This window comes from Pseudomonas sp. AC252 (genome assembly GCF_979258105.1).
The window spans coordinates 667,217-692,565 of the sequence record NZ_OZ409837.1 but is presented as its reverse complement, the minus strand read 5'-3'; the positions used below and the strand labels follow the sequence as shown (position 1 = coordinate 692,565).

Genomic DNA, 25,349 nt, shown 5'->3' with positions numbered 1-25,349 from the left:
AAAGCCCCTGAATCTCTCGATTCAGGGGCTTTCATTTGAACGTTGAGATCAAGCCGCCTCGATCTTCCGATTCAGCTCAACCTTGCCCAGGTACGTCGCGAGCTTCTGCTGCTCCTCCGCCGTGGTGAACAGGCCAAGCTTGGTGCGACGCCACAGAATATCGTGCGCCGTGGTCGCCCACTCTTCGCTGCACAGGTAGTCGACTTCGCGGGTGTAGAGCCCGCCGCCGATGTGCTCACCCATGTCGGCCAGGGATTCCACGCCTTCGAGCATGCGCCAGGTGCGGCTGCCGTAGGTGACGGCCCAGCGCCGGGCGATTTCAGTCGGCACGAAGTCGAACTTGTCGCGGATCAGTGCGCTGAGTGCCTGCGGGGTGGTCATGTCTTCACCGCCGGGCAGGGTAGCGGTGGCGGTCCAGCTCGGGCGCATCTGGGTGAAGAACGGCATCAACTGCGCCATCGCCGACTCGGCCAGCTTGCGGTAAGTGGTCAGCTTGCCGCCGAACACTGACAGCAGTGGGGCTTCTTCGGCGCTGCCCGACAGCGCCAGGGTGTAATCGCGGGTGACCGCAGACGGGTTGTCGGATTCGTCGTTGCACAGCGGCCGAACGCCCGAGTAGCTGTGAATAATGTCTTCACGGCTCAGCTGCTTCTTGAAATGCGCGTTGACCACTTTCAGCACGTAATCGGTTTCGCCTTCGGTGATCGCCACTTTCGCCGGGTCGCCGGTGTATTCGCGGTCGGTAGTGCCGATCAGCGTGAAGTGGTTCAGGTACGGAATAGTGAAAACGATGCGCTGATCTTCATTTTGCAGAATGTGCGCGTGCTCGCCTTCGTACAGTTTCGGCACGATGATGTGGCTGCCCTGAATCAGGCGAATGCCATACGGCGATTCCATCTTCAGGTCGTCACGGATGAACTTGGCCACCCATGGGCCGGCGGCGTTGACCAGTGCTTTGGCGGTGATCGAAAACAGGCTGCCGTCGGCACGCTCCAGATGCAGATGCCACAGGCCTTTGGTGCGACGTGCGCTGACGCAACGGGTCTGGGTATGCACATGCGCGCCTTTTTCACGGGCGGCCATGGCGTTCAGGACCACAAGGCGGGCGTCATCGACCCAGCAATCGGAGTATTCGAAGCCTTTCTTGATTTCGCTTTTCAGCGCGCTGTCGGCGCCGAACTTCAGGCTTTTCGAACCCGGCAGTTTTTCGCGCTTGCCGAGGTTGTCATAAAGGAACAGGCCGGCACGAATCATCCACGCTGGACGCAGGTGCGGGCGGTGCGGCAGGACGAAACGCATCGGTTTGACGATGTGTGGCGCCTTGGCCAGCAGCACTTCGCGCTCAGCCAGCGCTTCACGCACCAAACGGAATTCGTAATGCTCCAGATAGCGCAGGCCACCGTGGATCAGCTTGCTGCTGGCCGACGAGGTGTGGCTGGCCAGGTCATCTTTTTCGCAAAGGAACACCGAAAGGCCGCGACCGGCGGCATCCGCTGCGATCCCCACGCCATTGATCCCGCCACCAATTACGGCAACGTCATAGATCTCGGAGAGAGGGGGCGTACGCAAGGTAGAGGTGGACATCGGCTGGCCTCGGTTCTTTTGGTTTTATGTCTTGTAAATCGAACATTAATGTTCATTTGCGAAAATGGTAGCCCATAAACACGCGCGCAGCCAGTCGCGTTCGATTGAAAAAACTCATCGAAGAGCGGTTAAAAGAAAATTTTCGAACATGAACGCGCGCAAGGCGCAGAAGATGTGTGGTGTGATCGATCGTTTTCGCGAGCAGGCTCGCTCCCACATTTTGCAATGCATTCCAAGTGTGGGAGCGAGCCTGCTCGCGAAGGCGTCGGTTCGGTCAGTGAGGGAGAGGGATCAGACGACTTCCAGACGAATCTTGTGCTGGCTCAGCAACTGCGCCAGCGCCGGCACCGGTTGCTGATCAGTGACCAGGCAATCGATCAGGCTGATCGGCCCCAGTCGAATCATCGCGTTACGCCCGAACTTGCTTGAGTCCGCCGCCAGAATCACCTGCCGCGCGTTGGCAATGATCGCTTGGGAAACGCGAACTTCCTGATAATCGAAGTCGAGCAGGCTGCCGTCCTCATCGATCCCGCTGATCCCTACCAGCGCGAAATCGACCTTGAACTGATTGATGAAATCCACACTCGCCTGACCGACGACACCGCCGTCACGGCGCACGTTACCGCCGGTCAGCAGCACATCGAAATCATCCTTGGCGCTGAGCATCGAGGCGACGTGCAGGTTGTTGGTGATGATTTTCAAGTGGCTATGATTGAGCAGGGCGCGAGCGATCGATTCGGTGGTGGTACCGATATTGATGAACAGCGAGGCGTGATCGGGGATCTGCGCGGCGATGGCTTCGCCGATGCGTTGCTTTTCGTCGCGCATCTGATCGGCGCGCATCGCATACGCGGTGTTTTCGACACTGGAATCGTAAGCGGCGCCGCCGTGGTAGCGACGCAGCAGATTGGCTTCCGCGAGCTGGTTGATGTCACGGCGGATGGTTTGCGGGGTGACAACGAACAGCGTGGCCATTTCCTCGATGCTCACATAGCCGCGTTCGCGGACCAGTTCGAGGATTTGCTGCTGACGGGGAGGCAGATTCATGGGGCTTCCTTTGGGCTGCCGTGCAAAATTTGCCCATGATGCCGCAGGAATCCCCTCCCGACCAGTTTCCAGCTCTAGTCAGTCCTCAGCCTGACTTATTCAGCGTCCTCACGCGCCCAGTCACGGGTGCGGCTGACGGCTTTTTTCCAGCCTTTGTAGAGCTTCTCTTTCTCGGTTTCGTCAAGGCTCGGTTCGAACTCGCGCTCGATCACAGCTTTGCCGCGCAGTTCTTCCAGGCTACCCCAGAAACCGCAGGCCAGACCGGCCAGATAAGCCGCGCCCAGTGCAGTGGTTTCGCGCATTTGCGGGCGTTCGACCTGGGTGCCGAGGATGTCGGCCTGGAATTGCATGAGGAAGTTGTTCGCCACCGCACCGCCGTCCACACGCAGAGCCTTGAGGCGTTCGCCGGAGTCCTGCTGCATGGCGTCAAGCACGTCGCGGGTCTGGTAGGCGATCGATTCCAGCGCGGCGCGGATGATGTGATCGACGCGCACGCCGCGCGTCAGGCCGAACAGCGCGCCACGGGCATACGGGTCCCAGTACGGTGCGCCGAGGCCGGTGAACGCCGGCACCAGGTACACGCCGTTGCTGTCCTTGACCTTGTTGGCGAAGTATTCCGTGTCATGGGCGTCGTTGACGATTTTCAGTTCATCACGCAGCCATTGCACGGTAGAGCCGCCGTTGAATACCGCACCCTCGAGTGCATAGGCAACTTCGCCGCGTGGGCCGCAGGCGATCGTGGTGAGCATGCCGTGCTGGGATTTCACCGCTTTGTCGCCGGTGTTCATCAGCAGGAAGCAGCCAGTGCCGTAGGTGTTTTTTGCCTGACCCGGCTCGACGCACATCTGGCCGAACAGCGCCGCTTGCTGGTCGCCGGCGATACCGCCGATGGCGATGCCGCTCTTGGTGCGACCGTAGATTTCCGAGGAGGCTTTGACTTCCGGGAGCATCTCGCGCGGGATGTCGAGGATTTCCAGCATCTTCGAATCCCACTCCAGCGAATGGATGTTGAAGAGCATGGTGCGCGAGGCATTGGTGTAGTCGGTGACGTGCACCTTGCCGCCAGTGAATTTCCAGATCAGCCAGCTATCGACGGTGCCGAACAGCAGTTCGCCGTTGCGCGCGCGCTCGCGGCTGCCTTCCACGTTGTCGAGAATCCACTTCAGTTTGGTTCCGGAAAAGTACGGGTCGGTGACCAGGCCGGTGGTGTCGCGGATGTAGTCTTCGTGACCATCACGCTTGAGCTGCTGGCAGATTTCGGTGCTGCGGCGGCACTGCCAGACGATCGCGTTGTACACCGGGCGGCCGGTGGTCTTGTCCCAGACCACGGTGGTTTCACGCTGGTTGGTGATACCGATCGCGGCCACTTGGTCATGATGCAGGCCGGCCTGGGCCAGCGCTTCAACCATCACCGCGCTCTGGGTAGCGAAGATTTCCATCGGGTCGTGCTCGACCCAACCGGCCTGCGGGTAATGCTGAACGAATTCGCGCTGCGCGGTGCAGACCACGTTCGCATCGCGGTCGAAAATGATCGCGCGGGAGCTGGTCGTACCCTGATCAAGGGCAATGATGTAGTTCTTGTTCTGAATGTCGGTCATGTCGATTGCCTTGGACGAAAAAAACGAGAGTGGGCCGTGGCGCCGGCTCGGATGGGCAGTAGCCGGCGCCGACTGTTTCAAGAAGTTCTTGGTTTGCCGTCAATGGCCGGTTCTGCATCCTTTGTAGCAGGTGTGGCGCCGGTCAGGTGACGAGCGATGAGCCCGCGATACCCGGCAGCGCCGAGGCAGGCACCGACAATCGGTGCAAAAATCGGAATCAGGAAATACGGAATATCTCGACCGCCAGTGAAGGAAATTTCACCCCAACCGGTAAAGAAAGTCATCAGTTTCGGACCGAAGTCACGCGCCGGGTTCATCGCGAGAACCGGTCAGCGGACCCATCGCACTGCCGATCACGGCAATCAGCAGACCGATCAGCAGCGGCGCCATCGGGCCGCGTGGCAGGCCGTTGTTGTCATCGGTCAGGGCCATGATCACGCCCATCAGGATCGCGGTGATGATCATCTCGACCAGAAATGCCTGGGCCGTCGACAGCACCGGGTTCGGGTAGGTCGAGAACACCGACGCCAGTTCGAGGCTGGCAGCCGAGCCGCGAACCATCTGGTGGGTTTGTTCGTAATCGAAGAACAGATTGCTGTAGAGCGTGTAAACCAGCAACGCGCCGCAGAAGGCGCCGGCGATCTGCGAAAGGATGTAGAACGGCAATTTGCGCTTTTCGAAGTCAGCGAAGATTGCCAGAGCGATGCTCACGGCCGGGTTCAGGTGCGCGCCGGAAACCCCGGCGGTGAGGTAGATCGCCATGCTCACGCCGACGCCCCAGATGATGCTGATTTCCCACAGGCCGAAGCTGGCGCCCGCGACTTTGAGCGCGGCGACACAACCGGTGCCGAAGAAGATCAAAAGGGCAGTGCCCAGGAATTCGGCCATGCATTGGCCGGAAAGCGATGGTTGCGGTAAAGCAGCTGTCATTGAAAACCTCGGTTCTTTTTCTTGTGTAGCGCCTTGCCAACGGAGCAGGACGCGATCTTCACCGGGTCGGAATCCCCATTCGGTTCCCGGGTTACTGCTGGGTACTGCGCGGAGCATGATTCTTACATTATTCAGATTCGAAAAAATATAGACAAGAAACAAACCTGTCAAAGGTCGAAAGTGAACCGTCGGTCACAATAAAACTATTCGCCGTGTGAATGATCAGCGCGGCGATCAGCTTGAATACAGCGCAAAGCCACGGGATTTGCGGCTTGGAATAGAGCCTTTTGCCCAACGATGACCTAGAATCGGCTGCAGCTTTTTCAAAGATTGCCGAACCCGGAGCTGCCATGACCCCAGCGTTGGACTTGTTGAAAAAGTTCGTGCCGAACATCGCGTGCACAGTTACGAACATGATCCGAAGGCCGCGTCCTACGGGCTGGAGGCAGCGGAGAAGCTTGGGCTTGAACCGGCGCAGGTGTTCAAAACCTTGCTGGCCGCCAGTGAAAAAGGCGAACTGCTGGTGGCCGTGGTGCCGGTCGTCGGAACGCTCGACCTCAAAGGGCTGGCCCATGCCGCCGGAGTGAAGAAAGCCGAAATGGCCGACCCGGCTGCCGCGCAACGTTCAACCGGTTACTTGTTGGGCGGCATCAGCCCGCTCGGGCAGAAGAAACGCCTGCGCACCTTCATCGACAATTCCGCTCAGGGGTTCGCCACTATTTATGTAAGTGCCGGACGGCGAGGACTGGAAGTGGAATTGGCACCGGCGGTGCTGGCAGAGCACACTCAAGCGAAGTTTGCCGATATCGGCCGCGCGTAGTTTCAAAATCGGCTGTATGAAGAAAAAAATCAGATTCTGTCACTGGCACTGATCCGGCCCGCCAATGCATGCTCGGTTGACCAATTCAGGGAGAAAATCATGCAGCTTGCGTTTCATCAGGTCGACGCGTTCAGTGATCGGCCGTTCAGTGGCAATCCGGCGATGGTCTATCGGCTCGACAGCTGGCTGGCCGATGAGTTGATGCAGAAAATCGCCGCCGAGCACAACCTGGCGGAAACCGCGTTTCTGGTGCGCGAAGGCCAGGCCTGGCATATCCGCTGGTTCACCCCGACCACTGAAGTGCCGCTGTGCGGGCATGCGACGTTGGCCAGCGCGTTTGTACTGTTCGAAATCCATAAGGAAAGTGCCGAGCGCATCGACTTCACCTGCAAGTCCGGGCCGCTGAGTGTCAGCCGTGAAGGCGACCGCTTGTGGCTGGATTTCCCGACCATCGTGCCGTCGGAAATCGGCGTGACGCTGGATGTCGAGCGGGCGCTCGGTGTCGAGGCGGTTGATGTACTCGGCTCCAACGAGCTGTTCGTGGTGCTGGATTCGGAACAGGCCGTACTCGACTGCAAACCCGACATGGCGGCGCTGGCGAAACTGCCGTGGCTGGGCGCGATTGTCACTGCGCGTGGCAATCAGCATGACTTCGTCTCGCGCTATTTCGCCCCGGCGATCGGCATCGACGAAGACCCAGTGACCGGTTCGACCCATTGCAGCCTGATTCCGTACTGGGCCAAGCGTCTGGGCAAATCGAACCTGACCGCGTGCCAGCGCTCGGCGCGGGGCGGGGAGTTGTTCTGTCGGTTGGAAGGGGAGCGAGTGAAGATTGGCGGCAATGCGACGCTGGTGGCCAGCGGCACCCTGTTTTTAGGCTGAGGCAATACCAACTGTGGGAGCGAGCCTGCTCGCGAAAGCGCTCTTTCAGTCAACATCTTCGGCGACTGAAACACCGCATTCGCGAGCAGGCTCGCTCCCACAATTTTTATCCAGTGCGGATCAGAGGCTGGTGCTGAATCGACGGACGCCGTTTTCCACCGCCGGAATCTGTGCCGCAGTGCTCCCCGAAGCCTGGAACAACACCAGGTGATCCGCCGCTACGCGAATCCCGACCTGCGCGCCGACCAGATGATCGGCATGGCTGGGGAAGATTGATTCCAGCTGCGCGCCAGTCGGCAGTTGCAGGCGATACAAGGTCGCCGCGCCGAGGAATGTCTTGCCGACAATCTGCGCCTGCAATGCGCTGTCCGGCGCGTAAACAATGTCATCTGGACGCAGCAGCACATCCACCGCACCGCCAATCGGCCAGGTGTAGGCGCGATTACCGCGCAGTTCACCCAACTCAGTCTGCACCGACTCCGGACTGACGAGCTGGCCGCGAATGAAGTAACCCTGACCGATGAAACTGGCGACATAAGGCGTTGCCGGTTCGTGGTAGAGGTTGTAGGGCGTGTCCCACTGTTCCAGCCGACCTTCCTTGAACACGCCAACGTGATCGCTGACGGCGAAAGCTTCTTCCTGATCGTGGGTGACCAGAATTGCACTGGTGCCACGGGCCTTGAGGATGTCGCGCACCTCATGGCTGAGCTTGCGGCGCAACTCGCCATCGAGGTTGGAAAACGGTTCGTCGAGCAACAGCAGTTGCGGCTCCGGCGCCAGGGCACGAGCGAGGGCGACGCGCTGTTGCTGACCACCGGACAACTCGTGGGGGAAGCGCTTGCCGAGGTTTTTCAGGTTGACCAGTTCCAGCAGTTCCTCGACCACGCGCGCCTTGTTCGGGTGCTTGCGGATGCCGAAGGCGATGTTGTCGGCCACGCTCAGGTGCGGGAACAGCGCGTAGTCCTGGAACACCATGCCGATCCGGCGTTTCTCCGGCGCCAGGGTGAAACCGGCGCTGGAGAGGGTTTCGCCACCGAGGGTGATTTCGCCTTCGTGCACCGGTTCGAAACCGGCGATGGCGCGCAGGGTGGTGGTCTTGCCGCAGCCCGACGAGCCGAGCAGGCAGCCGATGTCGCCGGCATTGAGGTGCAGATTGAGGTTCTGCACCACGCGTTGATCTTGATAGCCGCAAGCGAGGTTGCGCAGGTTCAGCAGTAATTCATGGCTCATGCGTGGTGATATGCCGGTTCGACGAGGAACTCGAGCAGGGCCTTCTGTGCGTGGAGACGGTTTTCTGCCTGATCCCAGGCGACGGAGCGCGGGTCATCGAGCAGGTCGAGACTGATTTCTTCGCCACGGTGCGCCGGCAGGCAATGCATGAACAGCACGTCCTCGGCAGCGAGGTCGAGTAGGGCACGATTGACCTGAAACGGCGCGAACAGCTTGAGGCGTTTGGCAGTTTCCTCTTCCTGGCCCATCGAAGTCCAGACGTCGGTGCTGACCAGATGCGCGCCACGCACGGCATCCTGCGGATCGCGGACGATGGTCACGCGATCGCCAGCTCTGGCGACAAACTCGGGATTCGGCTCGTAACCTTCCGGGCAGGCCACGCGCAGCTGGAAGTCGAACTGAATCGCCGCTTCTATATAGCTGTTGCACATGTTGTTGCCGTCGCCGATCCAGGCCACGGTCTTGCCCTGGATCGAGCCACGGTGTTCAAGAAAGGTCTGCATGTCGGCGAGCAACTGGCACGGGTGCAGATCATCGGACAGGCCGTTGATCACCGGCACGCGTGAGTTGGCGGCGAATTCGGTGAGGGTGCTGTGGGCGAAGGTGCGGATCATCACCGCATCGAGCATGCTCGACATGACGATGGCGCAGTCGCTGATCGGCTCGCCACGGCCCAGTTGCGTGTCGCGCGGGGACAGGAAGATCGCCTGGCCGCCGAGCTGGATCATGCCGGCCTCGAAAGAGATCCGGGTACGGGTCGAGGATTTCTCGAAGATCATCCCCAGCACGCGGTTTTTCAATGGCTCGAACAGTACGCCGCGGTTACGCAGGTCCTTGAGCTCAACGCCTCGACGGATCACGCTGACCAGCTCTTCGGGCGTGCAATCCATCAGGGAGAGAAAGTGCCTTGCGCTCATCATTGACTACCTTTTTGCTACAGACCGCAGATGCTCAAAGCCTTGTTTAACGGAACAACGGGCGAGACCTGCGGCGTAAGCCGCACGGGGCGACGAAATAGGGGGAGGCGCGATATTGACACTAAATGTCGCGTTACGCCAATAGGCTACGGTTTCTGCGGGATCGGACAGCGGACCGAATAATTCGATCGCGCCTGTTGAAGCCGAGTTGATTGCAGCAGCGAGCCTCTTTGTACACTGGCCCCGCCGCGCTTGGCAATGCGCCGCGACGGCATCAGTTCGGCTTGCTCGGGTTACGACCGCTGCGCCAAGGTTTCGCTTGGTCGGATGATCAGACTGAAACATTTGCTAAAGCAAAGTGCTGGGTTATAAATAAGTTTCGAGCGACGCAGGAAGCCTCCGCATGGAATCGAAAGAACAACTGTTAATGGAACTGCTGGGCCACACGGCTCGCTCCCTGACCCATCTCACCGCGTCAGTTACGTCGATGTCTTTCGAGTTGCTGCGCAGTGACGACGAAGTGGTCAAATCCGCCGGTCGACACATGATCGATCGCATGGCCACTATCAGCGCCGGGCTTGATGAGCATTGGCGTCTGATCGGCGAACTCACCGGCGTGCACGTCGCCCATGAGCAGATCGAAACCATCCAGGAAATCCAGCTGGCTGCGCCGCCGCAGTTGCCGCCGAATTGATCGCGGCGATTTATCGGCTGTCCTGATAACCGTCGATTCACAAGACGAACGTCGCTGGCGCCGCCTCTGCGCACGGGCCATAGTTTTGTTCCCGAGGGCGTGATCGCCTGCTCCCGAACAAGACAGAGACTGGCCATGACCAAGACTCTTCACCACCGTGCATGCCACCTGTGCGAAGCCATTTGCGGCCTGACCATCGAAACCACGGAAACCGATGGCAACGTTGCGATCACTTCGATCAAGGGTGATGCCCTCGACACTTTCAGTCGTGGTCATATCTGCCCAAAAGCCGTGGCCCTGCAAGATATTCAGAACGATCCCGACCGCCTGCGCCAGCCAATGCGCCGCGTCGGTAGCGAATGGCTGCCGATCGAATGGGACGAGGCGTTCGCGCTGGTGGCCGAGAAACTGGCGACGATTCAGGAACGTCACGGGCAGAACGCCGTTGCGGTGTATCAGGGCAATCCGAGCGTGCACAACTACGGCCTGATGACCCACAGCAATTACTTCCTGGGGTTGCTGAAAACCCGCAATCGCTACTCGGCAACGTCTGTCGATCAACTGCCGCACCACCTCAGCAGCTATCTGATGTATGGCCACGGTTTGCTGCTGCCGATTCCGGACATTGATCACACCGATTTCATGCTGATCCTCGGTGGCAATCCGTTGGCGTCGAACGGCAGCATCATGACCGTGCCGGATGTCGAGAAGCGTCTGAAGGCGATTCAGGCGCGCGGCGGCAAAGTGGTGGTGGTCGATCCGCGCCGCAGCGAAACCGCAGCGATGGCCGATCAGCATGTGTTCGTTCGCCCCGGTGGCGATGCGGCGCTGTTGTTCGGCATGCTCAATACGCTGTTCAGCGAAGGCCTGACCCGCGACAGTCATTTGCCGGTCGATGGCCTGGATGAGGTGCGCAACGCCGTGGCATCGTTCAGTGCCGAAGCCATGAGCCCGTTGTGCGCGGTGCCGGCCGAGCAGATCCGCCAACTGGCGCGCGACTTCGCTGCTGCGCCGAGTGCGGTCTGCTACGGGCGCATGGGCGTTTCGACGCAGGCCTTCGGCACCCTCTGTCACTGGGTGGTGCAGTTGATCAATTTGGTCACCGGCAACCTCGACCGCGTCGGCGGTGCTTTGTGCACCGAACCCGCTGTGGATCTGGTGGCGTCGACCTCGGGCGGGCATTTCAACAAATGGCAGAGCCGGGTTTCCGGGCGTCCTGAATACGGCGGCGAGTTGCCGGTTTCGGCGCTGGCCGAAGAAATGCTCACGGAAGGCGAGGGGCAGATCCGCGCGCTGATCACCGTGGCCGGCAACCCGGTGTTGTCGACACCCAACGGCCGGCAACTGGAGCAGGCGCTGGACGGCCTCGACTTCATGCTCAGCATCGACCTGTACATCAACGAAACCACGCGTTATGCCGATCTGATCCTGCCGTCGACCTCGGCGCTGGAAAACGATCACTACGACACCACGTTCAACCTGTTCGCCGTGCGTAACGTGACCCGCTTCAATCGCGCCATCCTCGACAAGCCCGAGGGGGCTTTGCATGACTGGGAAATCTTCGTCGGGCTGGCCAAGGCGTTCGCCGAGAAAACCGCCAAGGAACTGAAACCGACGATGCCGCCGGCGAAGATGATCGACATGGGCCTGCGCATGGGCCGCTACGGCGATGCGTCCGAGCACAAGCTGTCGCTGGCGACCCTGTACGATCATCCCCACGGCATCGATCTGGGTGCGTTGAAACCGAACCTGCCGTCACGTCTGAAAACGCCGAATCAGCGTATCCAGGCCGCACCGCCGGAAATTCTCGCCGACCTCGCGCGCTTCGCCGCATTGCAGGCGCCGGCTGCTGATGAATTGTTGATGATCGGCCGTCGCCATGTACGCAGCAACAATTCGTGGATGCACAATTTTCATCGACTGGTGAAGGGCAAGCCGCGGCATCAGTTGCTGATGCACCCGGATGACCTGGCCAGCCGTGGTCTGGCCGACGGGCAACGGGTTCGCGTGAGCTCGCGGGTCGGGCAGATTGAAGTGGAAGTGCTCGCCAGCCTCGACATGATGAAAGGCGTGGTCAGCCTGCCCCACGGGTGGGGCCACGCGCGCCCGGGCGTGCAGATGGCGATTGCCAGCGGCCAGCCGGGGTCGAGCGCCAACGACCTGACCGACGAGTGCCAGCTCGACGAACTGTCGGGCAACGCGGCGTTGAATGGCGTGCCGGTGACGGTGGCGGCGGCTTGAGCGGGTCTGTCGGGGAGACCGAGCATGGCGCTCGGGATTCCGTTACAATGCGCCACCGTGCCGACCTCTGAGTCGGAAAGTTCAGCCGAGGTGCTCCATGGATATCATCGAAACGATTAAAGAGCAGATTGCCAACAACACCATTCTGCTTTACATGAAAGGCTCGCCGAATGCCCCGCAGTGCGGCTTCTCCGCAAAAGCTGCGCAGGCTGTGATGGCCTGTGGTGAAAAGTTCGCGTACGTGGACATCCTGCAGAACCCGGAAATTCGCGCCAACCTGCCGAAGTACGCCAACTGGCCGACTTTCCCGCAACTGTGGGTCGGCGGTGAACTGGTCGGCGGCAGCGACATCATGACCGAGATGGCTGCAGACGGTTCGCTGCAAAGCACCATCAAGGCGGCTGTCGAAGCGGCAGCGGCGAACAAGTCCGAAGCCTGATCAGGCTTTATGTGGGAGCGAGCTTGCTCGCGAGAGCAATCTCTCAGTTTGCTGTGATGGTGACTGACACGACGTCTTCGCGAGCAAGCCCGCTCCCACATCGGTTTCATGCGACTTCTGCTTCTTCTGTAGGAGCTGTCGAGTGAAACGAGGCTGCGATCTTTTGATCTTCGGCCAACAAAAAGCCCCGCACCTCGAAAGAGGGCGGGGCTTTTTGTTGGTTATACGAGTTGACTGAGTATTAAGGCTGAAATCGATAAAGATCGCAGCCTCGTTTCACTCGACAGCTCCTACTCTTCGCCCATCTGCGATTGCAGATAGTTTTCCAGGCCGATCTTGTCGATCAGGCCGAGCTGGGTTTCCAGCCAGTCGATGTGTTCTTCTTCCGATTCGAGAATGTCTTCGAGCAGTTCACGGCTGCCAAAGTCGGCAACGGTCTCGCAATGAGCGATGGCGGCTTTCAGATCGGCATGGCCGGTCTTTTCGATGCGCAGGTCGCACTCGAGCATTTCGCGGGTGTGCTCGCCGATGTGCAGCTTGCCCAGGTCCTGCACGTTCGGCAGGCCTTCAAGGAACAGGATGCGCTTGATCAGCTTGTCCGCGTGTTTCATCTCGTCGATGGATTCTTTGTATTCGTGCTTGCCGAGCTTGTTCAGACCCCAATCTTCGTACATGCGCGCATGCAGAAAGTACTGATTGATCGCGACCAGCTCATTGGCGAGGATCTTGTTGAGATGCTGGATGACTGTAATGTCGCCTTTCATGATCGGAGTCCTGCCCTGTATTAACTGTATATAAGGCGGAGTTTGAGCTTGGCAGTTATAAGTGTCAAACCTAAGTTATTGAATAATAAATGAAAATTAATCGGAATAAGAATGTTTGTGTTCCGCGTCTGGACGCTAAGCAATTGATTTTCAGGCATAAAAAAACCGGACGCGAAGTCCGGTTCTTTGAAATGGGGGCATCAAGCGGCAGTAAATTCTACCGGGTAGGGGATCGCGGCCTGGGCGGTTTGCAGCTTGGTCAGGGTTTCGCGAACCACTTCCTTGGCAAGGCAGGCGCATTTGCCGCACTGGCTGGCGACGCCGGTGGCATGGCGAACTTCTTTATAGCTGCAGCAACCTTCATAGATCGCTTCGCGGATCTGTCCGTCGGTGACGCCAGTGCAGAGGCAAACATACATAAGTAAGAACCGTCGCTGGTTGTGACTCAATTGCGATGGATCTTAATGTTAACGAGAATGATTGTCAAAGTGCTTTCGGAACGCTTCGCAGCCAATTTCCCAGCGACTGACGAACGGTATTTTCCAAATGCTCGTCTGACCCCATGAATACGCAGTGGACAACCGAACAGGGAAAATCCGTTAAGGACAGGCCAAACACGCAGTGTATGATGGTCGTCCCTTGCGAAGAGGGTTCGTGTCACAGGGCTGTCGCCTGAGGGTGACAGGCTGGCCCGGACCCTGAACTTCAAGTTTTTACACCAGGAGATATCAATGAGCGTACTCGTAGGCAAACAAGCCCCAGACTTCACCGTCCCGGCCGTACTCGGCAATGGCGAGATCGTTGACAGCTTCACCCTGTCCTCGGCCATCAAAGGCAAATACGGCCTGGTGTTCTTCTACCCGCTGGACTTCACCTTCGTCTGCCCGTCCGAGCTGATCGCTCTGGACAACCGCATGGCTGACTTCAAGGCACGCAACGTTGAAGTGATCGCTGTGTCGATCGACTCGCATTTCACCCACAACGCCTGGCGCAACACCCCGGTCAACAATGGCGGCATCGGCCAGGTGAAATACACCATGGCTGCCGACATGAAGCACGACATCGCCAAGGCGTACGACGTTGAATCCGAAGGCGGCGTGGCTTTCCGTGGCGCGTTCCTGATCGACGACAAAGGCGTGGTTCGCTCGCAGATCATCAACGACCTGCCGCTGGGCCGTAACATGGAAGAGCTGATCCGTCTGGTCGACGCACTGCAATTCCACGAAGAGCACGGCGAAGTCTGCCCGGCCAACTGGAAGAAAGGCGACAAAGGCATGAACGCTTCGCCAGAAGGCGTTGCGGCTTACCTGACCGAGAACGCTGCAGCCCTGTAAGGCGCAACGTCGAGGTACAAAAAAACCGGCCCACGTGGCCGGTTTTTTCATGCGCAGGATTTGCTCGCCAAGGATCAGTCGTCGAAGTCTTCCCAGCCGCCCATCTGCTTCCAGCGATTGACGATGCCGCAGAACAGCTCAGCGGTCTTTTCGGTGTCGTAACGCGCCGAGTGCGCTTCACGACCGTCGAAATCGATGCCGGCGGCCTGACAGGCTTTCGCCAGCACGGTCTGACCGTACGCCAGACCGGCCAGCGTCGCGGTGTCGAAGCTGGAGAACGGGTGGAACGGGTTGCGCTTCATGTCCAGCCGCGCGACGGCTGCGTTGAGGAAACCCAGGTCGAAACTGCTGTTGTGCCCGACCAGAATCGCCCGTTTGCAGCCGTTGGCTTTCAGCGCCTTGCGGATGCCACGGAAGATGTCGGTCAGCGCGGTTTCTTCGCTGACGGCCATGCGCAGCGGGTGATCGAGCTTGATCCCGGTAAATTCCAGGGCTGCCGCTTCGACGTTGGCACCTTCAAATGGCTCGACGCGGAAGAAGTAGGTGTGATCCGGGTACACGAAACCCTTTTCATCCATGGCGATGGTGGTCGCGGCAATCTCCAGCAAGGCATCGGTGGCTGCGTTGAAGCCACCGGTTTCTACGTCGACGACAACCGGCAGGTAGCCGCGAAAACGTGCTGCCATCGGATGCCGGGAACCGCCGCCGCTACCTTGACCGTCCAGTTCGTCGTCGAAATGCTCTTCACTCACGCGTGTTCCTCCAGCAGGCGCCAGCGCAGTTTTTCACCGGCGCGCAGCGGGATAACGGTCAGCTCGCCAAAGGGCAGGCTGGTCGGGGCGGTCCATTCTTCACGGACCAGGGTGATGCGATCGGTGTTAGCCGGCAGGCCGTAGAAACGCGGGCCATTGAGGCTGGCGAAGGCTTCGAGCTGGTCCAGCGCGTTACGCTGTTCGAACGCTTCGGCATACATCTCGATGGCGGCGTAAGCGGTGTAGCAACCGGCGCAACCGCAGCCGGCTTCCTTGGCGTGCTGGGCATGAGGCGCCGAGTCGGTGCCGAGGAAGAATTTGGCGCTGCCACTGGTAGCGGCATCGAGCAACGCTTCCTGATGGGTGTTGCGCTTGAGGATCGGCAGGCAATAGAAGTGCGGCCGAATCCCGCCGACCAGCATGTGGTTGCGGTTGTACAGCAGGTGATGCGCAGTGATGGTCGCGCCGACGTTGGCCGAAGCCTCGTTGACGAACTGCACGGCGTCGCCAGTGGTGATGTGTTCGAACACCACTTTCAGCGTCGGGAAACGCTCGACCACGCGACGCATGTGTTCATCGATGAAAATCTTTTCGCGGTCGAACACATCGACGTCGCCACGGGTAACTTCACCGTGGATCAACAGCGGCATGCCGACGTCGGCCATGGCCTCGAGCGCCGGAAAGATCTTGTCGATGCTGGTCACGCCGGAATCGGAGTTGGTGGTCGCGCCGGCCGGATACAGCTTGGCGGCGTAGACGAAACCGCTGGCCTTGGCCTGACGAATTTCTTCCGGTTGGGTGCGGTCGGTGAGGTACAGCACCATCAACGGCTCGAACTGACTGCCGGCCGGGCGGGCAGCGAGAATGCGCTGACGATAGCCGTCGGCTTCAGCGGCGTTGCGCACCGGCGGTACCAGGTTCGGCATGATGATCGCGCGCCCGAAGGTGCGGGCCACATCGGCAACGGTATTGGTCAACACGGCACCATCGCGAAGATGAATGTGCCAGTCGTCGGGACGCAGCAGGGTCAGGCGGTCGGACATGAGGGGATTCCAGGCGGGTCAAACTGAGGCGAATGCTACCGGAAAAGACTCTTGCAGGCACCCGCTATCAAGTTTTGCCACAAGCGTCCGATATCCCGAAGGTATGCCGTAAACATTGTGTGAATCGGTGTTTGTGTTTCACAAGCCAATGGAGCCTCCCGTGCGCCAGCGTTATTTAGCCCTGCTCAGTGTGTTTGCCAGCCTTCCCGCGATGGCGCTGACCTACCAGACCCGTCTGGAGAACATTGAGTGGACGGTCGCCGGCGACCAGTTCGAGTGCCGCCTGACGCAACCGATCACCGATTTCGGCTCGGGCGAGTTCGTGCGCAAGGCCGGAGAGCAGGCGATCTTTCGGCTGAACGCCTACAACGCCATGCTCGGCGGCGGTTCGGCGACCTTGCTCGCCGCCGCTGCACCATGGCAGCCGGGGCGTGGCGATATCAATCTGGGCTCTGTGCGGCTGGGCAGCGGCAATGTGTTGTTCAACAGCTCGCAATCGCAGGCTGGTGGATTGATGAGCGGTCTGCTGGACGGACGCAGCCCGGTAGTGCGCCGCGCGTCTGGCGATGGCCGGGTCTCGGAAGTGCGTCTGTTGCCGGTCAAGTTCAGCAAAGCGTTCAACGATTATCAAAGCTGTGTGGCGAAATTGCTGCCGCAAAATTTCGACCAGATCAAGCAATCGCAGATCGGCTTTCCCGGCGAGGGCGTTGAGCTGGACCCGGCCGCCAAGGCCAAGCTGCAAGTGATGCTCGAGTACATGAAGGCCGATCCGACGGTGAACCACATCGAACTCGATGGCCACTCCGACAATAGTGGCAATCGCCTGACCAACCGCGAACTGTCGCGGCGCCGGGCGCTGGCGGTGGTCGATTTCTTCAAGGCCAACGGCATCCAGGAATCGCAGATCACCGTGCGTTTCCACGGCGAGCAGTATCCGATCGTGCCGAACACCAGCAAGGCCAATCGTGCGAAGAACCGTCGGGTCAACGTAAAACTGGCGCGCGTCGCACCGATTACCGCCCCGGCTCCGGCGCCGCAAGCGAGTACGCCGGCCACGGCCGCAGCGACTTCCTGACTCGCCGGTCATCGTCGCGCTCTCGACAGATTCTGTCGCTTTGTCGTCTTAAGCTGTCGCGCCTCTGTAAATTATCGCGTTTGAGCGGTAGACTCCCCGGCTTTCCGTAGAACCCCGTGGAGTGATGGCATGGCGGACGTAAACAAGGTCGTTCTGGCGTATTCCGGCGGCCTGGACACTTCGGTGATCCTCAAGTGGCTGCAGGATACTTATAACTGTGAAGTGGTGACCTTCACCGCTGATCTCGGTCAAGGCGAAGAGGTCGAGCCGGCCCGCGCCAAGGCTCAGGCCATGGGTGTCAAAGAAATCTACATCGACGACCTGCGCGAAGAATTCGTGCGTGATTTCGTGTTCCCGATGTTCCGCGCCAACACCGTTTACGAAGGCGAGTACCTGCTGGGTACTTCCATCGCCCGTCCGCTGATCGCCAAGCGTTTGATCGAAATCGCCAACGAAACCGGCGCCGACGCCATTTCCCACGGCGCCACCGGCAAGGGCAACGACCAGGTGCGTTTCGAACTGGGCGCCTACGCGCTCAAGCCAGGCGTAAAAGTTATTGCCCCTTGGCGCGAGTGGGACCTGCTGTCCCGCGAGAAGCTGATGGACTACGCCGAGAAGCACGCGATCCCGATCGAACGCCACGGCAAGAAAAAATCCCCGTACTCGATGGACGCCAACCTGCTGCACATCTCCTATGAGGGCGGTGTGCTGGAAGACACCTGGACCGAGCACGAAGAAGACATGTGGCGCTGGACCGTCTCCCCGGAGAAGGCTCCCGACACCCCGCAATACCTGGAACTGACTTACCGCAACGGCGACATCGTCGCGCTGGACGGCGTCGAGATGACTCCGGCCACCGTTCTGGCGACGCTGAACAAGATCGGCGGCGAGCACGGTATCGGTCGTCTCGACATCGTCGAAAACCGTTATGTCGGCATGAAGTCCCGTGGCTGCTACGAGACCCCGGGCGGCACCATCATGCTGCGCGCTCACCGCGCCATCGAGTCGATCACTCTGGATCGCGAAGTCGCTCACCTCAAAGACGAGCTGATGCCCAAGTACGCCAGCCTGATCTACACCGGTTACTGGTGGAGCCCTGAGCGTCTGATGCTGCAACAGATGATCGACGCTTCGCAGGTCAACGTGAACGGTGTTGTGCGCCTGAAACTGTACAAGGGCAACGTCATCGTCACCGGCCGCAAGTCCGACGATTCGCTGTTCGACGCCAACATCGCCACTTTTGAAGAAGACGGCGGTGCTTACAACCAGGCGGACGCGGCGGGCTTCATCAAGCTCAACGCGCTGCGCATGCGGATTGCTGCCAACAAGGGTCGCAAGTTGTTCTGAGCGGTTCAGATCGACGCGCAATAAAAAAGGCGGCCTGTTCAGGGCCGCCTTTTTTTTCGGAATTTTTGTGTGGTTCATCAAGCCGTTTCTCTTGTCTGCCTGTTGGCGGGTCGTCCCGTCAGCTTGTTCGCCCCAGCAAGGTGACTGTCTGCGTGCACAGGTTGTAAACGACACACAGCGTTGTGCCTGAGCTTTTCTTCGCCTGTTTGAGCTGTTGCAGCGCGGTATGTGCCGGAGAGTCCGAAACATGATTCGACAGGAAAACCAGAACACGCGGTTTTTTTCCCACCGCTCCGGAGAGTGTCGAGAATCGCATCGAATTCTCTGGACGCGTCAACATCTCTGGCGTCGATAATGTTCAGTTCGCTTATCAGTGGTGACAGCTTGATGGTCTGGACCACCGGGCTGGCCTGGCTTGCCATGTCGAGCGGAGGGTCGGGCGCGTTATGGATCCTGCAGGGACGCTGAAATCCGCCCCCCGCAGTGTTGCTGGATACCACACAGCTGGTTATCTCGAAAGCGCACGGTTCATCGGTTTTACGCAACGGTTCTTTTCGTTCGCTCTCGCGTTCCGGATGTCCAGTCGCCTTGAGGAAGCTTTTGTCTTTGCCGAAATCCGAGGGTGAGTAGAGGGATCGGTGATTGAAGTTGAGCGTGATGAAAAAAGAAATAACAAGTAAAAGGGAAAACTGATCAGAAACCACACATAGATTTCCCGATCCTTATTATCCAGAAACGGCAGCGAGACCGCCGCGGATGTTTCCGAAAGAATGGCAAATATGGCGATAACTGTCATTGGGTTGGTTATCTTGTTCTTTATCTTGAGCATGATTAAGTTCTATGTTGTGTGTTGGGTATTGACTGTTTCTATATATAGCAAAAGCGATCATTAAAGTTTCTGGGTGTTGTTTCAAGTTTTATAGACTGGCTGAGGGTGTGTCGAACTTGCGGTGCTGTCGCTTCGTAACGTCATATGTCTAATCGGCAATCAGCACGACAATTCGGGGGAAGATGGCATTACGTATGACTTCGGCGCGGCGTAGGACGCGTAGGCGTTTATCCGCAAAATCGATGCGGTCTTGAAGCAAGCAGTACGATTAGGCTGGGTATGGCGGGGTCTATTTGTGGGAATTATCCTCAATACCTGTAGGGAATGTCTCTCGATGCAAGTGCGTGTAAAAGTTGCTATGCGCTACAGCAAGTGACTGGGATATCGTGCGTGTTCTAAAAATTCGAACAGCGAAAACTGGACTTGCCCATGAATAAAGTGCTGATCGTGGATGACCATCCCGTCATTCGACTTGCGGTACGTATGCTGATGGAACGGCATGGCTACGAAGTCATTGCAGAAACGGATAATGGCGTTGATGCACTACAAATTGCTCGCGAACAAATGCCGGATCTTGTCATTCTGGATATCGGGATACCCAAACTCGACGGGCTGGAAGTTATTGCGCGCCTGACGTCCACCGCCATGCCGGTCAAAGTTCTGGTGCTGACCTCCCAGGCTCCCGGACATTTTTCCATGCGCTGCATGCAGTCAGGCGCTGCGGGATATGTATGCAAACAGCAAGATCTGACCGAATTGCTGAGTGCGATCAAGGCAGTTCTATCCGGCTACAGCTATTTCCCCAATCAGGCCCTGCATACCGTGCGAACCAGTCTGGGCAATGCGAGTGAAGCGGACATGGTCGATCGTCTGTCCGGGCGGGAAATGATGGTGTTGCAGCAGCTGGCGCGCGGCAAGACCAACAAGGAAATCGCTGATGGCATGTTCTTGAGCAACAAGACCGTGAGCACTTACAAGACTCGTCTGTTGCTGAAACTCAATGCGCGGTCTCTGGTTGATCTGATCGAGTTGGCGCAGCGCAATGGCCTGGTATGAACGATTCGACAACTGAGACCGTCATGGGCCGATCAAGCTTGGTTGTCGCAGAAAATGAAAAGCCTCCGCTTCGGGAGGCCTTCAGGTATCACAGATCAAAGTCGTAATCGGCCAATTGCCTTTGCAGTCGGCGCTCCTCAAGCAGGTTGTCGATTGTGCGACGCTTGCTGAGGTTGGTCTTCGCCACCTCAACCACCGGTTCGACCTCATCGGCCTCGACGGCAATAAAATCTTCTTCTACATCCAGTTGCTCTTTGTCGGTACTCATGAAGTCAACTCCCGGCTAAGACTGCCTTTGGCGCTCCTTATATCGACATTACTGCGGCGGGTAAAAAAGATTTTTTCAATCGATGGATACGAAAAACCGATGACGGCTCAATCGTCAGAAGTTTTATGTTTGTATTCGCACAGATCTTCAATGCGGCAGCTACCGCAGCGCGGTTTGCGCGCCAGGCAAACATAGCGGCCATGCAAAATCAGCCAGTGATGGGAGTCGAGCAGGAATTCTTTCGGTACAAACTTCATCAGTTTCATTTCAACTTCCACCACATTTTTCCCCGGCGCGATGCCGGTGCGATTGCTGACGCGAAAAATGTGCGTGTCGACGGCCATGGTCAATTGACGGAAAGCGGTATTGAGCACCACGTTCGCGGTCTTGCGTCCGACGCCGGGCAATGCTTCCAGCTCTTCCCGGGTCTGCGGAACTTCGCCGCCGTGGCGTTCAACCAGCAAACGGCAGGTTTCGATGACGTTTTTCGCCTTGCTGTTGTACAGGCCGATGGTCTTGATGTACTCGGACAGCCCTTCGACGCCCAGCGCATGAATCGCGGCGGGGGTGTTGGCGACGGGAAAGAGTCTGGCGGTGGCCTTGTTGACGCCGACATCGGTGGACTGCGCCGAAAGAATCACCGCAATCAGCAGCTCGAACGGCGAAGAGTAGGCCAGTTCGGTTTTCGGCTCGGGATTGTCTTCGTGCAGTCGGCGAAATATCTCAAGACGTTTTGCAGCATTCATGGGCGATGCGTTTCCTTGATGACAGAGTGACGGCGTGTCCACGCCTGATGTACGGCGAGAAGCAAACCCGATAAAACCAAAGCGCCGGGAACCAGCGTAAACAGATGCAATCCCTCGGGGAATAAAACCAGACCTGGCCAATGCGTCGATAATCCTCGGCCAAGGGTGCCATGGCCGATGATTTCGCGCAGCCCGCCGATCACCAGCATGAGCGTACCGAACATCACGCAGCGTTTGAGGCACTTGGTCATCGGCGCGCGAAGGAAACCACTGCATTCGAGCGCTACGCATTGCAAGGCAATGAGCCCTATATAAACCTCCGAGGTCTGGCGCCACGGTAGAAACCAGCGTTGCGCCGAAAGATCCGCGCAACTGGTCAAGGTTGCTGCGACTACCAGGCTGGCCAGCAAAACGCTTGTGCTCGCCAAGTGATTGCGCAGCGACGCCATACACACGGCAAACAGGCCGATTACCACGCTGAGCATCAAGATCATGCCCAACGCAGCGTTCAATGTTTGGGTGGCGCCCAGTAGCGGCACCAGCATCAGTAAACTCACCGTGCGTTTCATGGGTCAGTCCTCAACAGCAGCGCCCGATGCTCATCGAAGTAACGCAGTGCGTCATGGATCGCGTTGATGGCGGCGCGGGAGGTTATGGTCGCGCCAGCGATTTGATCAAACTGCCCCTGATCCTTTTTCAGCGCCCAACCGGCGTCCGTCGGCTCAGTACGGGATTTGCCGATGAAGGCCTGCAACCAGGCGTTCGGCCATTCACCGATGTGACCACCCAATCCCGGCGTTTCGCGCTGCTCAAGGGTTTTTACGCCCAGAAGTTTGCCATTTGCATCAATGGCAATCAGCAGTTCCAGAGTCCCCGCGTAACCTTCGCTGCGACTGCGCAACAGCACCGCCACGGTTTGCCCGGAGCGGGTCGCGCGGTAGCCGCCCGACAGCGTGCTATGGGGCCGTGCTGTGGCGGCGAGCGTCAGCGGTTGCTTCAGCGGCTGATTGTCGTAGTAATTGGCAGGAATCACATCGAGCACTTTGCGGCTGTCGAGCAAGTGCTGTTCGGCGGCAATTTGCAGTGCGCTGCTGCGCTGCAGCAGGTACGTCGCGCTGACGCCGCCGAGCGCCAGCAGCACAACCGCCATGACACTGGCTGAGCGGTTCACGCGTTCACCGCAGGCTGGCGGCTGGCGGCGAAGCGCTCCAGCGTCGGCACCAGCAGATTCATCAGCAACACCGCAAACGCGACGCCGTCCGGGTAACCACCCCAAGTGCGAATCAGATATGTGAGCAAGCCGACGCCAATGCCGAACAACAGGCGGGCGAGGGCGCTTTTCGCGCCGGACACCGGTTCTGTCACGATAAAAAATGCAGCGAGCATGGTTGCGCCGCTGAGCAGATGAAACAGCGGCGAACCATGGGAATCCGAACCCGATCCGTTCCAGCACAAGAGGCTGATGACGAACAGGCTGGCGAGCATCCCCACCGGTGCGTGCCAGGAAAAAATCCGCCGCTGCAACAGCAACAGGCCGCCGAGCAGAAACGCCAGATTCACCCATTCCACACCGCGCCCGCCGAAACGGCCGAAGGCCGAGTTGCTGGCGAACAGCTCATCGATGGTCAGGCTTTTATTGATGCGCAGACTGTCCAGTGCCGTGGCTTGCACCCAAGCGTCCGGCGCTTGAGCCGGGTCGAAAACCTGTTGCAACGCAGAGAGGAAGTCGAGGCCACGACCGGGCCAGTGCGTCATCGCTTGCGGGAACAGCACCATGCTCAGGACAAAGCCCAGCATCGCCGGATTGAAAGGGTTTTTGCCGACGCCACCATACAGGTGCTTGCCGAACAACAAGCCCGAGGCGGTCGCGATCACCGTCAGCCACCAAGGGCAATAAGCCGGTAGCGCAACGGCCAGCAACATCGCACTGACCAGCGCACTGCCATCGCGCAAGGCCGGTTGCACGCCTTGCCGACGCAGACAGGCAACGCCAGCTTCGACGAGCAAAGCGCTGGCAACCGCCAGCAACAGGTTGATCAACACGCCCCAGCCAAAAAACCAGAACATTGCCAGCAGCCCCGGCAGTGCAGCGAGCAGCACAGTATTCATCGCCTGTTGCAGGCGATCGTCCGCTGCCTCAAGGGGTGGCATGGTCTTGCACCTGGCGCTCGGCGTCAGCCACGGCTTGCTCCAGTGTTGCGATCTGCTCCGGCGCAGCCTCTGCCGCCTGAGCCTTTTTCAGCTCGGCGCGGCGCATGGCCAGTTGAATCTTCGCCCGTTTCAGCTCTGCGTCGTTGCTCGGGGCAGGGGTGACGGGCATAACCGGTTGGCTGCTTTCCAGCTTTGCCAGCGCTTGCTCGGCGGCTTCGAATTGTTGCTGCAGGACGATCAATTGCGACTGCTGCTCGAACGTCGGCGGATGACCGAAGGCCTTCAGTGATTTGTGCAGTTGCGCACGACTCATCGCCACATCAACCTTGGCCTTCTTCAGCGCCGCATCGGCGTTCGCGGCTTTTTGCGTACGCACCCGCTCCAGCGCGGCCTGCACCGGGTCGGCGGTCGACACTTGCGGCTGTGCCGCACGCTGCGCTCGCGCCTCGCGTTCGGCCTGCTTTTGCTGTTCTTCGCGCAGCAAGCGCTGGTTGCGTCGCTCGAAACGCTGGCGCGCGTGGTCACGCTTTTCGGCGCGGGCACGCTGTTCTTCGAGATTGAATGCGAGACCACCAACCACTGGAATGGTGTCAGCAGGCAGCGGATGCATTTCAATGCAGTCGACCGGGCACGGCGCGACGCACAGATCACAACCGGTGCATTCGTCGATCAGCACGGTGTGCATCAGCTTTGCCGCGCCAACAATGGCATCAACCGGGCAGGCCTGGATGCACTTGGTGCAACCGATGCATTCGGCCTCGCGGATGAAGGCGACCTGCGGCGGTGCCGGGCCACGGCTGATGTCCAGTTCCAGCACCGGTATTTTCAACAGCTCGGCCAGGGCAGCGATGGTTTCCTCGCCGCCGGGCGGGCACTTGTTGATCGGCTCGCCGTCAACGATGCCTTGTGCATACGGTTTGCATCCGGGATGGCCGCACTTGCCGCACTGGGTCTGCGGTAGCAGGGCATCGATGCGTTGAAGCAGACTCATGTTTTGATCAATCCACTGAATCCGAGAAAAATCACTGCGATCAGTCCGGCGCTGATCAGATCGACCGGCAAGCCGCGAAAGGGCAGAGGAATATCGTTGTCGGCCGTGCGCTGGCGCAGATCGCAGAATACGCTCAGCACCAGCCAGAAGCCCAACCCTGCGCCAACGCTCAAGGCTGTCGCATGCAGCAGGCCTTGATCGTTTTGTGCGTTGATCAACGCCAGTCCGAGTACGCCGGCATTGCCGAGCAGCAGCGGCCACAATCCATCGAACGGCCAGTCTGGCAGCCCGCGCGCCAGCAGTTTCAGCAGCGGCGTGATCAGCAACACGCTCAGCGGCAAAAACACAAACACGCGCAGCGCTTCAAGCTGCAACGGCACCAGCAACCCATGCCAGATCGCCTGACCAATGACGCCAACAAGCACCATCAGGCACAGCGTCGCCAATCCCAGCGCATGCACTTGGCGTCGGCTACCCGCCAGCAGCGGAGCGACGCCCAGCGGCCAGTGCAACACGAAGTTGTTGAGCAGCGCAGCACTGATCAGCGTTAACACGAGTTCGGTCATGGTTCTGCCAGCGAAACGGGCGGGTGTCTCTCAAGGGTAGGCACT

At 59.1% G+C, this 25,349-nt stretch carries 24 protein-coding genes and 3 pseudogenes; 9 read left to right on the top strand and 18 right to left on the bottom strand.

Going from position 1 to position 25,349, the window contains the following annotated elements:
- Window positions 1-48: 48 nt before the first annotated feature.
- The 4 genes and pseudogenes from glpD to ACZZZ4_RS03180 form a co-directional block, all read right to left on the bottom strand.
- Window positions 49-1,584, bottom strand: a complete 1,536-nt coding sequence (gene glpD / locus ACZZZ4_RS03195) for a glycerol-3-phosphate dehydrogenase (RefSeq protein ID WP_463547236.1) — start codon at window positions 1,582-1,584, stop codon at window positions 49-51.
- 291 nt (window positions 1,585-1,875) lie between these two features.
- Window positions 1,876-2,631 carry a DeoR/GlpR family transcriptional regulator gene (locus ACZZZ4_RS03190; RefSeq protein ID WP_007953179.1) on the bottom strand — a complete coding sequence of 252 codons (756 nt, stop codon included), beginning with the start codon at window positions 2,629-2,631 and terminating at the stop codon, window positions 1,876-1,878.
- Window positions 2,632-2,726: 95 nt separating this feature from the next.
- A complete protein-coding gene (gene glpK / locus ACZZZ4_RS03185; protein WP_024014162.1) occupies window positions 2,727-4,229 on the bottom strand; it encodes a glycerol kinase GlpK in 1,503 nt (500 codons plus the stop codon).
- Between the two features lie 77 nt (window positions 4,230-4,306).
- A pseudogene (locus ACZZZ4_RS03180) lies at window positions 4,307-5,159 on the bottom strand (MIP/aquaporin family protein).
- A 350-nt stretch (window positions 5,160-5,509) separates the two neighbouring features.
- Between ACZZZ4_RS03180 and ybaK the strand changes: the two are divergent.
- Both ybaK and ACZZZ4_RS03170 read left to right on the top strand, forming a co-directional pair.
- Window positions 5,510-5,979 (top strand): annotated as a pseudogene (gene ybaK, locus ACZZZ4_RS03175) (Cys-tRNA(Pro) deacylase).
- 99 nt (window positions 5,980-6,078) lie between these two features.
- Window positions 6,079-6,861, top strand: coding sequence for a PhzF family phenazine biosynthesis protein (locus tag ACZZZ4_RS03170; protein WP_463547235.1), 783 nt, complete (start codon window positions 6,079-6,081; stop codon window positions 6,859-6,861).
- A 120-nt stretch (window positions 6,862-6,981) separates the two neighbouring features.
- Here ACZZZ4_RS03170 and ACZZZ4_RS03165 read toward each other — a convergent pair whose 3' ends face one another.
- Both ACZZZ4_RS03165 and argF read right to left on the bottom strand, forming a co-directional pair.
- Window positions 6,982-8,091, bottom strand: coding sequence for an ABC transporter ATP-binding protein (locus ACZZZ4_RS03165; RefSeq protein WP_039758375.1), 1,110 nt, complete (start codon window positions 8,089-8,091; stop codon window positions 6,982-6,984).
- Window positions 8,088-9,008, bottom strand: coding sequence for an ornithine carbamoyltransferase (gene argF, locus ACZZZ4_RS03160; protein ID WP_039758373.1), 921 nt, complete (start codon window positions 9,006-9,008; stop codon window positions 8,088-8,090). The genes ACZZZ4_RS03165 and argF overlap by 4 nt, the downstream gene beginning before the upstream one ends.
- Window positions 9,009-9,411: 403 nt before the next feature.
- Between argF and ACZZZ4_RS03155 the strand changes: the two genes are divergently transcribed.
- The 3 genes from ACZZZ4_RS03155 (at window position 9,412) to grxD (ending at window position 12,382) form a co-directional block, all read left to right on the top strand.
- Window positions 9,412-9,702, top strand: a complete 291-nt coding sequence (locus ACZZZ4_RS03155; RefSeq protein WP_016773401.1) for a hypothetical protein — start codon at window positions 9,412-9,414, stop codon at window positions 9,700-9,702.
- A 135-nt stretch (window positions 9,703-9,837) separates the two neighbouring features.
- Window positions 9,838-11,943: a molybdopterin oxidoreductase family protein gene (locus ACZZZ4_RS03150; protein ID WP_463547234.1), complete on the top strand. Its 2,106-nt coding sequence runs from the start codon at window positions 9,838-9,840 to the stop codon at window positions 11,941-11,943.
- Between the two features lie 97 nt (window positions 11,944-12,040).
- Window positions 12,041-12,382 carry a Grx4 family monothiol glutaredoxin gene (gene grxD, locus ACZZZ4_RS03145; RefSeq protein WP_016773402.1) on the top strand — a complete coding sequence of 114 codons (342 nt, stop codon included), beginning with the start codon at window positions 12,041-12,043 and terminating at the stop codon, window positions 12,380-12,382.
- A 290-nt stretch (window positions 12,383-12,672) separates the two neighbouring features.
- On the opposite strand, the gene bfr is transcribed toward grxD, so the two are convergent.
- Window positions 12,673-13,146, bottom strand: coding sequence for a bacterioferritin (bfr, locus tag ACZZZ4_RS03140; RefSeq protein WP_039758367.1), 474 nt, complete (start codon window positions 13,144-13,146; stop codon window positions 12,673-12,675).
- 200 nt (window positions 13,147-13,346) lie between these two features.
- Window positions 13,347-13,565: a bacterioferritin-associated ferredoxin gene (locus ACZZZ4_RS03135; RefSeq protein ID WP_463547233.1), complete on the bottom strand. Its 219-nt coding sequence runs from the start codon at window positions 13,563-13,565 to the stop codon at window positions 13,347-13,349.
- 312 nt (window positions 13,566-13,877) lie between these two features.
- Here ACZZZ4_RS03135 and ACZZZ4_RS03130 point away from each other — a divergent pair, with 312 nt between their 5' ends.
- On the top strand, window positions 13,878-14,480 hold the full coding sequence (locus tag ACZZZ4_RS03130; RefSeq protein WP_003227723.1) for a peroxiredoxin: 603 nt from the start codon (window positions 13,878-13,880) through the stop codon (window positions 14,478-14,480).
- A 74-nt stretch (window positions 14,481-14,554) separates the two neighbouring features.
- Here ACZZZ4_RS03130 and rnt read toward each other — a convergent pair whose 3' ends face one another.
- The gene (gene rnt / locus ACZZZ4_RS03125; RefSeq protein WP_463547232.1) at window positions 14,555-15,232 is read right to left on the bottom strand and encodes a ribonuclease T; all 678 of its coding nucleotides are present in this window, start codon (window positions 15,230-15,232) and stop codon (window positions 14,555-14,557) included.
- Window positions 15,229-16,275, bottom strand: a complete 1,047-nt coding sequence (gene pyrC / locus ACZZZ4_RS03120) for a dihydroorotase (RefSeq protein WP_463547231.1) — start codon at window positions 16,273-16,275, stop codon at window positions 15,229-15,231. The genes rnt and pyrC overlap by 4 nt, the downstream gene beginning before the upstream one ends.
- 160 nt (window positions 16,276-16,435) lie before the next feature.
- Here pyrC and ACZZZ4_RS03115 point away from each other — a divergent pair, with 160 nt between their 5' ends.
- Window positions 16,436-17,350 (top strand): flagellar protein MotY, encoded by a 915-nt coding sequence (locus tag ACZZZ4_RS03115; RefSeq protein WP_415761631.1) that lies wholly within the window; start codon window positions 16,436-16,438, stop codon window positions 17,348-17,350.
- Window positions 17,351-17,479: 129 nt separating this feature from the next.
- A complete protein-coding gene (locus ACZZZ4_RS03110) occupies window positions 17,480-18,697 on the top strand; it encodes an argininosuccinate synthase (RefSeq protein ID WP_007953201.1) in 1,218 nt (405 codons plus the stop codon).
- 586 nt (window positions 18,698-19,283) lie between these two features.
- Here ACZZZ4_RS03110 and ACZZZ4_RS03105 read toward each other — a convergent pair.
- Window positions 19,284-19,526: pseudogene (locus tag ACZZZ4_RS03105) on the bottom strand (hypothetical protein); the annotation flags it as partial.
- A 429-nt stretch (window positions 19,527-19,955) separates the two neighbouring features.
- Here ACZZZ4_RS03105 and ACZZZ4_RS03100 point away from each other — a divergent pair.
- On the top strand, window positions 19,956-20,582 hold the full coding sequence (locus tag ACZZZ4_RS03100; RefSeq protein WP_129997567.1) for a response regulator transcription factor: 627 nt from the start codon (window positions 19,956-19,958) through the stop codon (window positions 20,580-20,582).
- A gap of 88 nt (window positions 20,583-20,670) precedes the next feature.
- Here the strand turns inward: ACZZZ4_RS03100 and ACZZZ4_RS03095 are convergent, their stop codons facing one another.
- The 7 genes from ACZZZ4_RS03095 to ACZZZ4_RS03065 all read right to left on the bottom strand — a co-directional run bounded on the left by ACZZZ4_RS03095 (window position 20,671) and on the right by ACZZZ4_RS03065 (window position 25,304).
- A complete protein-coding gene (locus ACZZZ4_RS03095; protein ID WP_016773409.1) occupies window positions 20,671-20,850 on the bottom strand; it encodes a PA3496 family putative envelope integrity protein in 180 nt (59 codons plus the stop codon).
- 107 nt (window positions 20,851-20,957) lie between these two features.
- Window positions 20,958-21,596, bottom strand: a complete 639-nt coding sequence (gene nth / locus ACZZZ4_RS03090; RefSeq protein ID WP_039758344.1) for an endonuclease III — start codon at window positions 21,594-21,596, stop codon at window positions 20,958-20,960.
- Window positions 21,593-22,165 carry an Rnf-Nqr domain containing protein gene (locus ACZZZ4_RS03085; protein ID WP_129997566.1) on the bottom strand — a complete coding sequence of 191 codons (573 nt, stop codon included), beginning with the start codon at window positions 22,163-22,165 and terminating at the stop codon, window positions 21,593-21,595. Before ACZZZ4_RS03085 ends, nth begins: the two co-directional genes overlap by 4 nt.
- Window positions 22,162-22,767, bottom strand: coding sequence for an RnfABCDGE type electron transport complex subunit G (locus ACZZZ4_RS03080; RefSeq protein WP_463547230.1), 606 nt, complete (start codon window positions 22,765-22,767; stop codon window positions 22,162-22,164). The genes ACZZZ4_RS03085 and ACZZZ4_RS03080 overlap by 4 nt, the downstream gene beginning before the upstream one ends.
- Window positions 22,764-23,747: an RnfABCDGE type electron transport complex subunit D gene (locus ACZZZ4_RS03075; protein WP_463538686.1), complete on the bottom strand. Its 984-nt coding sequence runs from the start codon at window positions 23,745-23,747 to the stop codon at window positions 22,764-22,766. Before ACZZZ4_RS03075 ends, ACZZZ4_RS03080 begins: the two co-directional genes overlap by 4 nt.
- Window positions 23,734-24,738, bottom strand: a complete 1,005-nt coding sequence (rsxB, locus tag ACZZZ4_RS03070) for an electron transport complex subunit RsxB (RefSeq protein WP_463547229.1) — start codon at window positions 24,736-24,738, stop codon at window positions 23,734-23,736. The genes ACZZZ4_RS03075 and rsxB overlap by 14 nt, the downstream gene beginning before the upstream one ends.
- The gene (locus ACZZZ4_RS03065; RefSeq protein WP_415761638.1) at window positions 24,735-25,304 is read right to left on the bottom strand and encodes an Rnf-Nqr domain containing protein; all 570 of its coding nucleotides are present in this window, start codon (window positions 25,302-25,304) and stop codon (window positions 24,735-24,737) included. The genes rsxB and ACZZZ4_RS03065 overlap by 4 nt, the downstream gene beginning before the upstream one ends.
- Window positions 25,305-25,349 lie beyond the last annotated feature (45 nt).

What these genes read in the sequence shown, in the direction of transcription:
- ACZZZ4_RS03065 (WP_415761638.1), bottom strand. Translation starts at nt 25,304, where the DNA reads ATGACCGAACTCGTGTTAACGCTGATCAGTGCTGCGCTGCTCAACAAC.
- ACZZZ4_RS03110 (WP_007953201.1), top strand. Translation starts at nt 17,480, where the DNA reads ATGGCGGACGTAAACAAGGTCGTTCTGGCGTATTCCGGCGGCCTGGAC.
- ACZZZ4_RS03075 (WP_463538686.1), bottom strand. Translation starts at nt 23,747, where the DNA reads ATGCCACCCCTTGAGGCAGCGGACGATCGCCTGCAACAGGCGATGAAT.
- ACZZZ4_RS03150 (WP_463547234.1), top strand. Translation starts at nt 9,838, where the DNA reads ATGACCAAGACTCTTCACCACCGTGCATGCCACCTGTGCGAAGCCATT.
- argF (WP_039758373.1), bottom strand. Translation starts at nt 9,008, where the DNA reads ATGAGCGCAAGGCACTTTCTCTCCCTGATGGATTGCACGCCCGAAGAG.
- ACZZZ4_RS03190 (WP_007953179.1), bottom strand. Translation starts at nt 2,631, where the DNA reads ATGAATCTGCCTCCCCGTCAGCAGCAAATCCTCGAACTGGTCCGCGAA.
- nth (WP_039758344.1), bottom strand. Translation starts at nt 21,596, where the DNA reads ATGAATGCTGCAAAACGTCTTGAGATATTTCGCCGACTGCACGAAGAC.
- glpK (WP_024014162.1), bottom strand. Translation starts at nt 4,229, where the DNA reads ATGACCGACATTCAGAACAAGAACTACATCATTGCCCTTGATCAGGGT.
- grxD (WP_016773402.1), top strand. Translation starts at nt 12,041, where the DNA reads ATGGATATCATCGAAACGATTAAAGAGCAGATTGCCAACAACACCATT.
- ACZZZ4_RS03095 (WP_016773409.1), bottom strand. Translation starts at nt 20,850, where the DNA reads ATGAGTACCGACAAAGAGCAACTGGATGTAGAAGAAGATTTTATTGCC.
- rsxB (WP_463547229.1), bottom strand. Translation starts at nt 24,738, where the DNA reads ATGAGTCTGCTTCAACGCATCGATGCCCTGCTACCGCAGACCCAGTGC.
- ACZZZ4_RS03100 (WP_129997567.1), top strand. Translation starts at nt 19,956, where the DNA reads ATGAATAAAGTGCTGATCGTGGATGACCATCCCGTCATTCGACTTGCG.
- ACZZZ4_RS03135 (WP_463547233.1), bottom strand. Translation starts at nt 13,565, where the DNA reads ATGTATGTTTGCCTCTGCACTGGCGTCACCGACGGACAGATCCGCGAA.
- pyrC (WP_463547231.1), bottom strand. Translation starts at nt 16,275, where the DNA reads ATGTCCGACCGCCTGACCCTGCTGCGTCCCGACGACTGGCACATTCAT.
- ACZZZ4_RS03085 (WP_129997566.1), bottom strand. Translation starts at nt 22,165, where the DNA reads ATGAAACGCACGGTGAGTTTACTGATGCTGGTGCCGCTACTGGGCGCC.
- glpD (WP_463547236.1), bottom strand. Translation starts at nt 1,584, where the DNA reads ATGTCCACCTCTACCTTGCGTACGCCCCCTCTCTCCGAGATCTATGAC.
- ACZZZ4_RS03155 (WP_016773401.1), top strand. Translation starts at nt 9,412, where the DNA reads ATGGAATCGAAAGAACAACTGTTAATGGAACTGCTGGGCCACACGGCT.
- ACZZZ4_RS03165 (WP_039758375.1), bottom strand. Translation starts at nt 8,091, where the DNA reads ATGAGCCATGAATTACTGCTGAACCTGCGCAACCTCGCTTGCGGCTAT.
- ACZZZ4_RS03170 (WP_463547235.1), top strand. Translation starts at nt 6,079, where the DNA reads ATGCAGCTTGCGTTTCATCAGGTCGACGCGTTCAGTGATCGGCCGTTC.
- bfr (WP_039758367.1), bottom strand. Translation starts at nt 13,146, where the DNA reads ATGAAAGGCGACATTACAGTCATCCAGCATCTCAACAAGATCCTCGCC.
- ACZZZ4_RS03130 (WP_003227723.1), top strand. Translation starts at nt 13,878, where the DNA reads ATGAGCGTACTCGTAGGCAAACAAGCCCCAGACTTCACCGTCCCGGCC.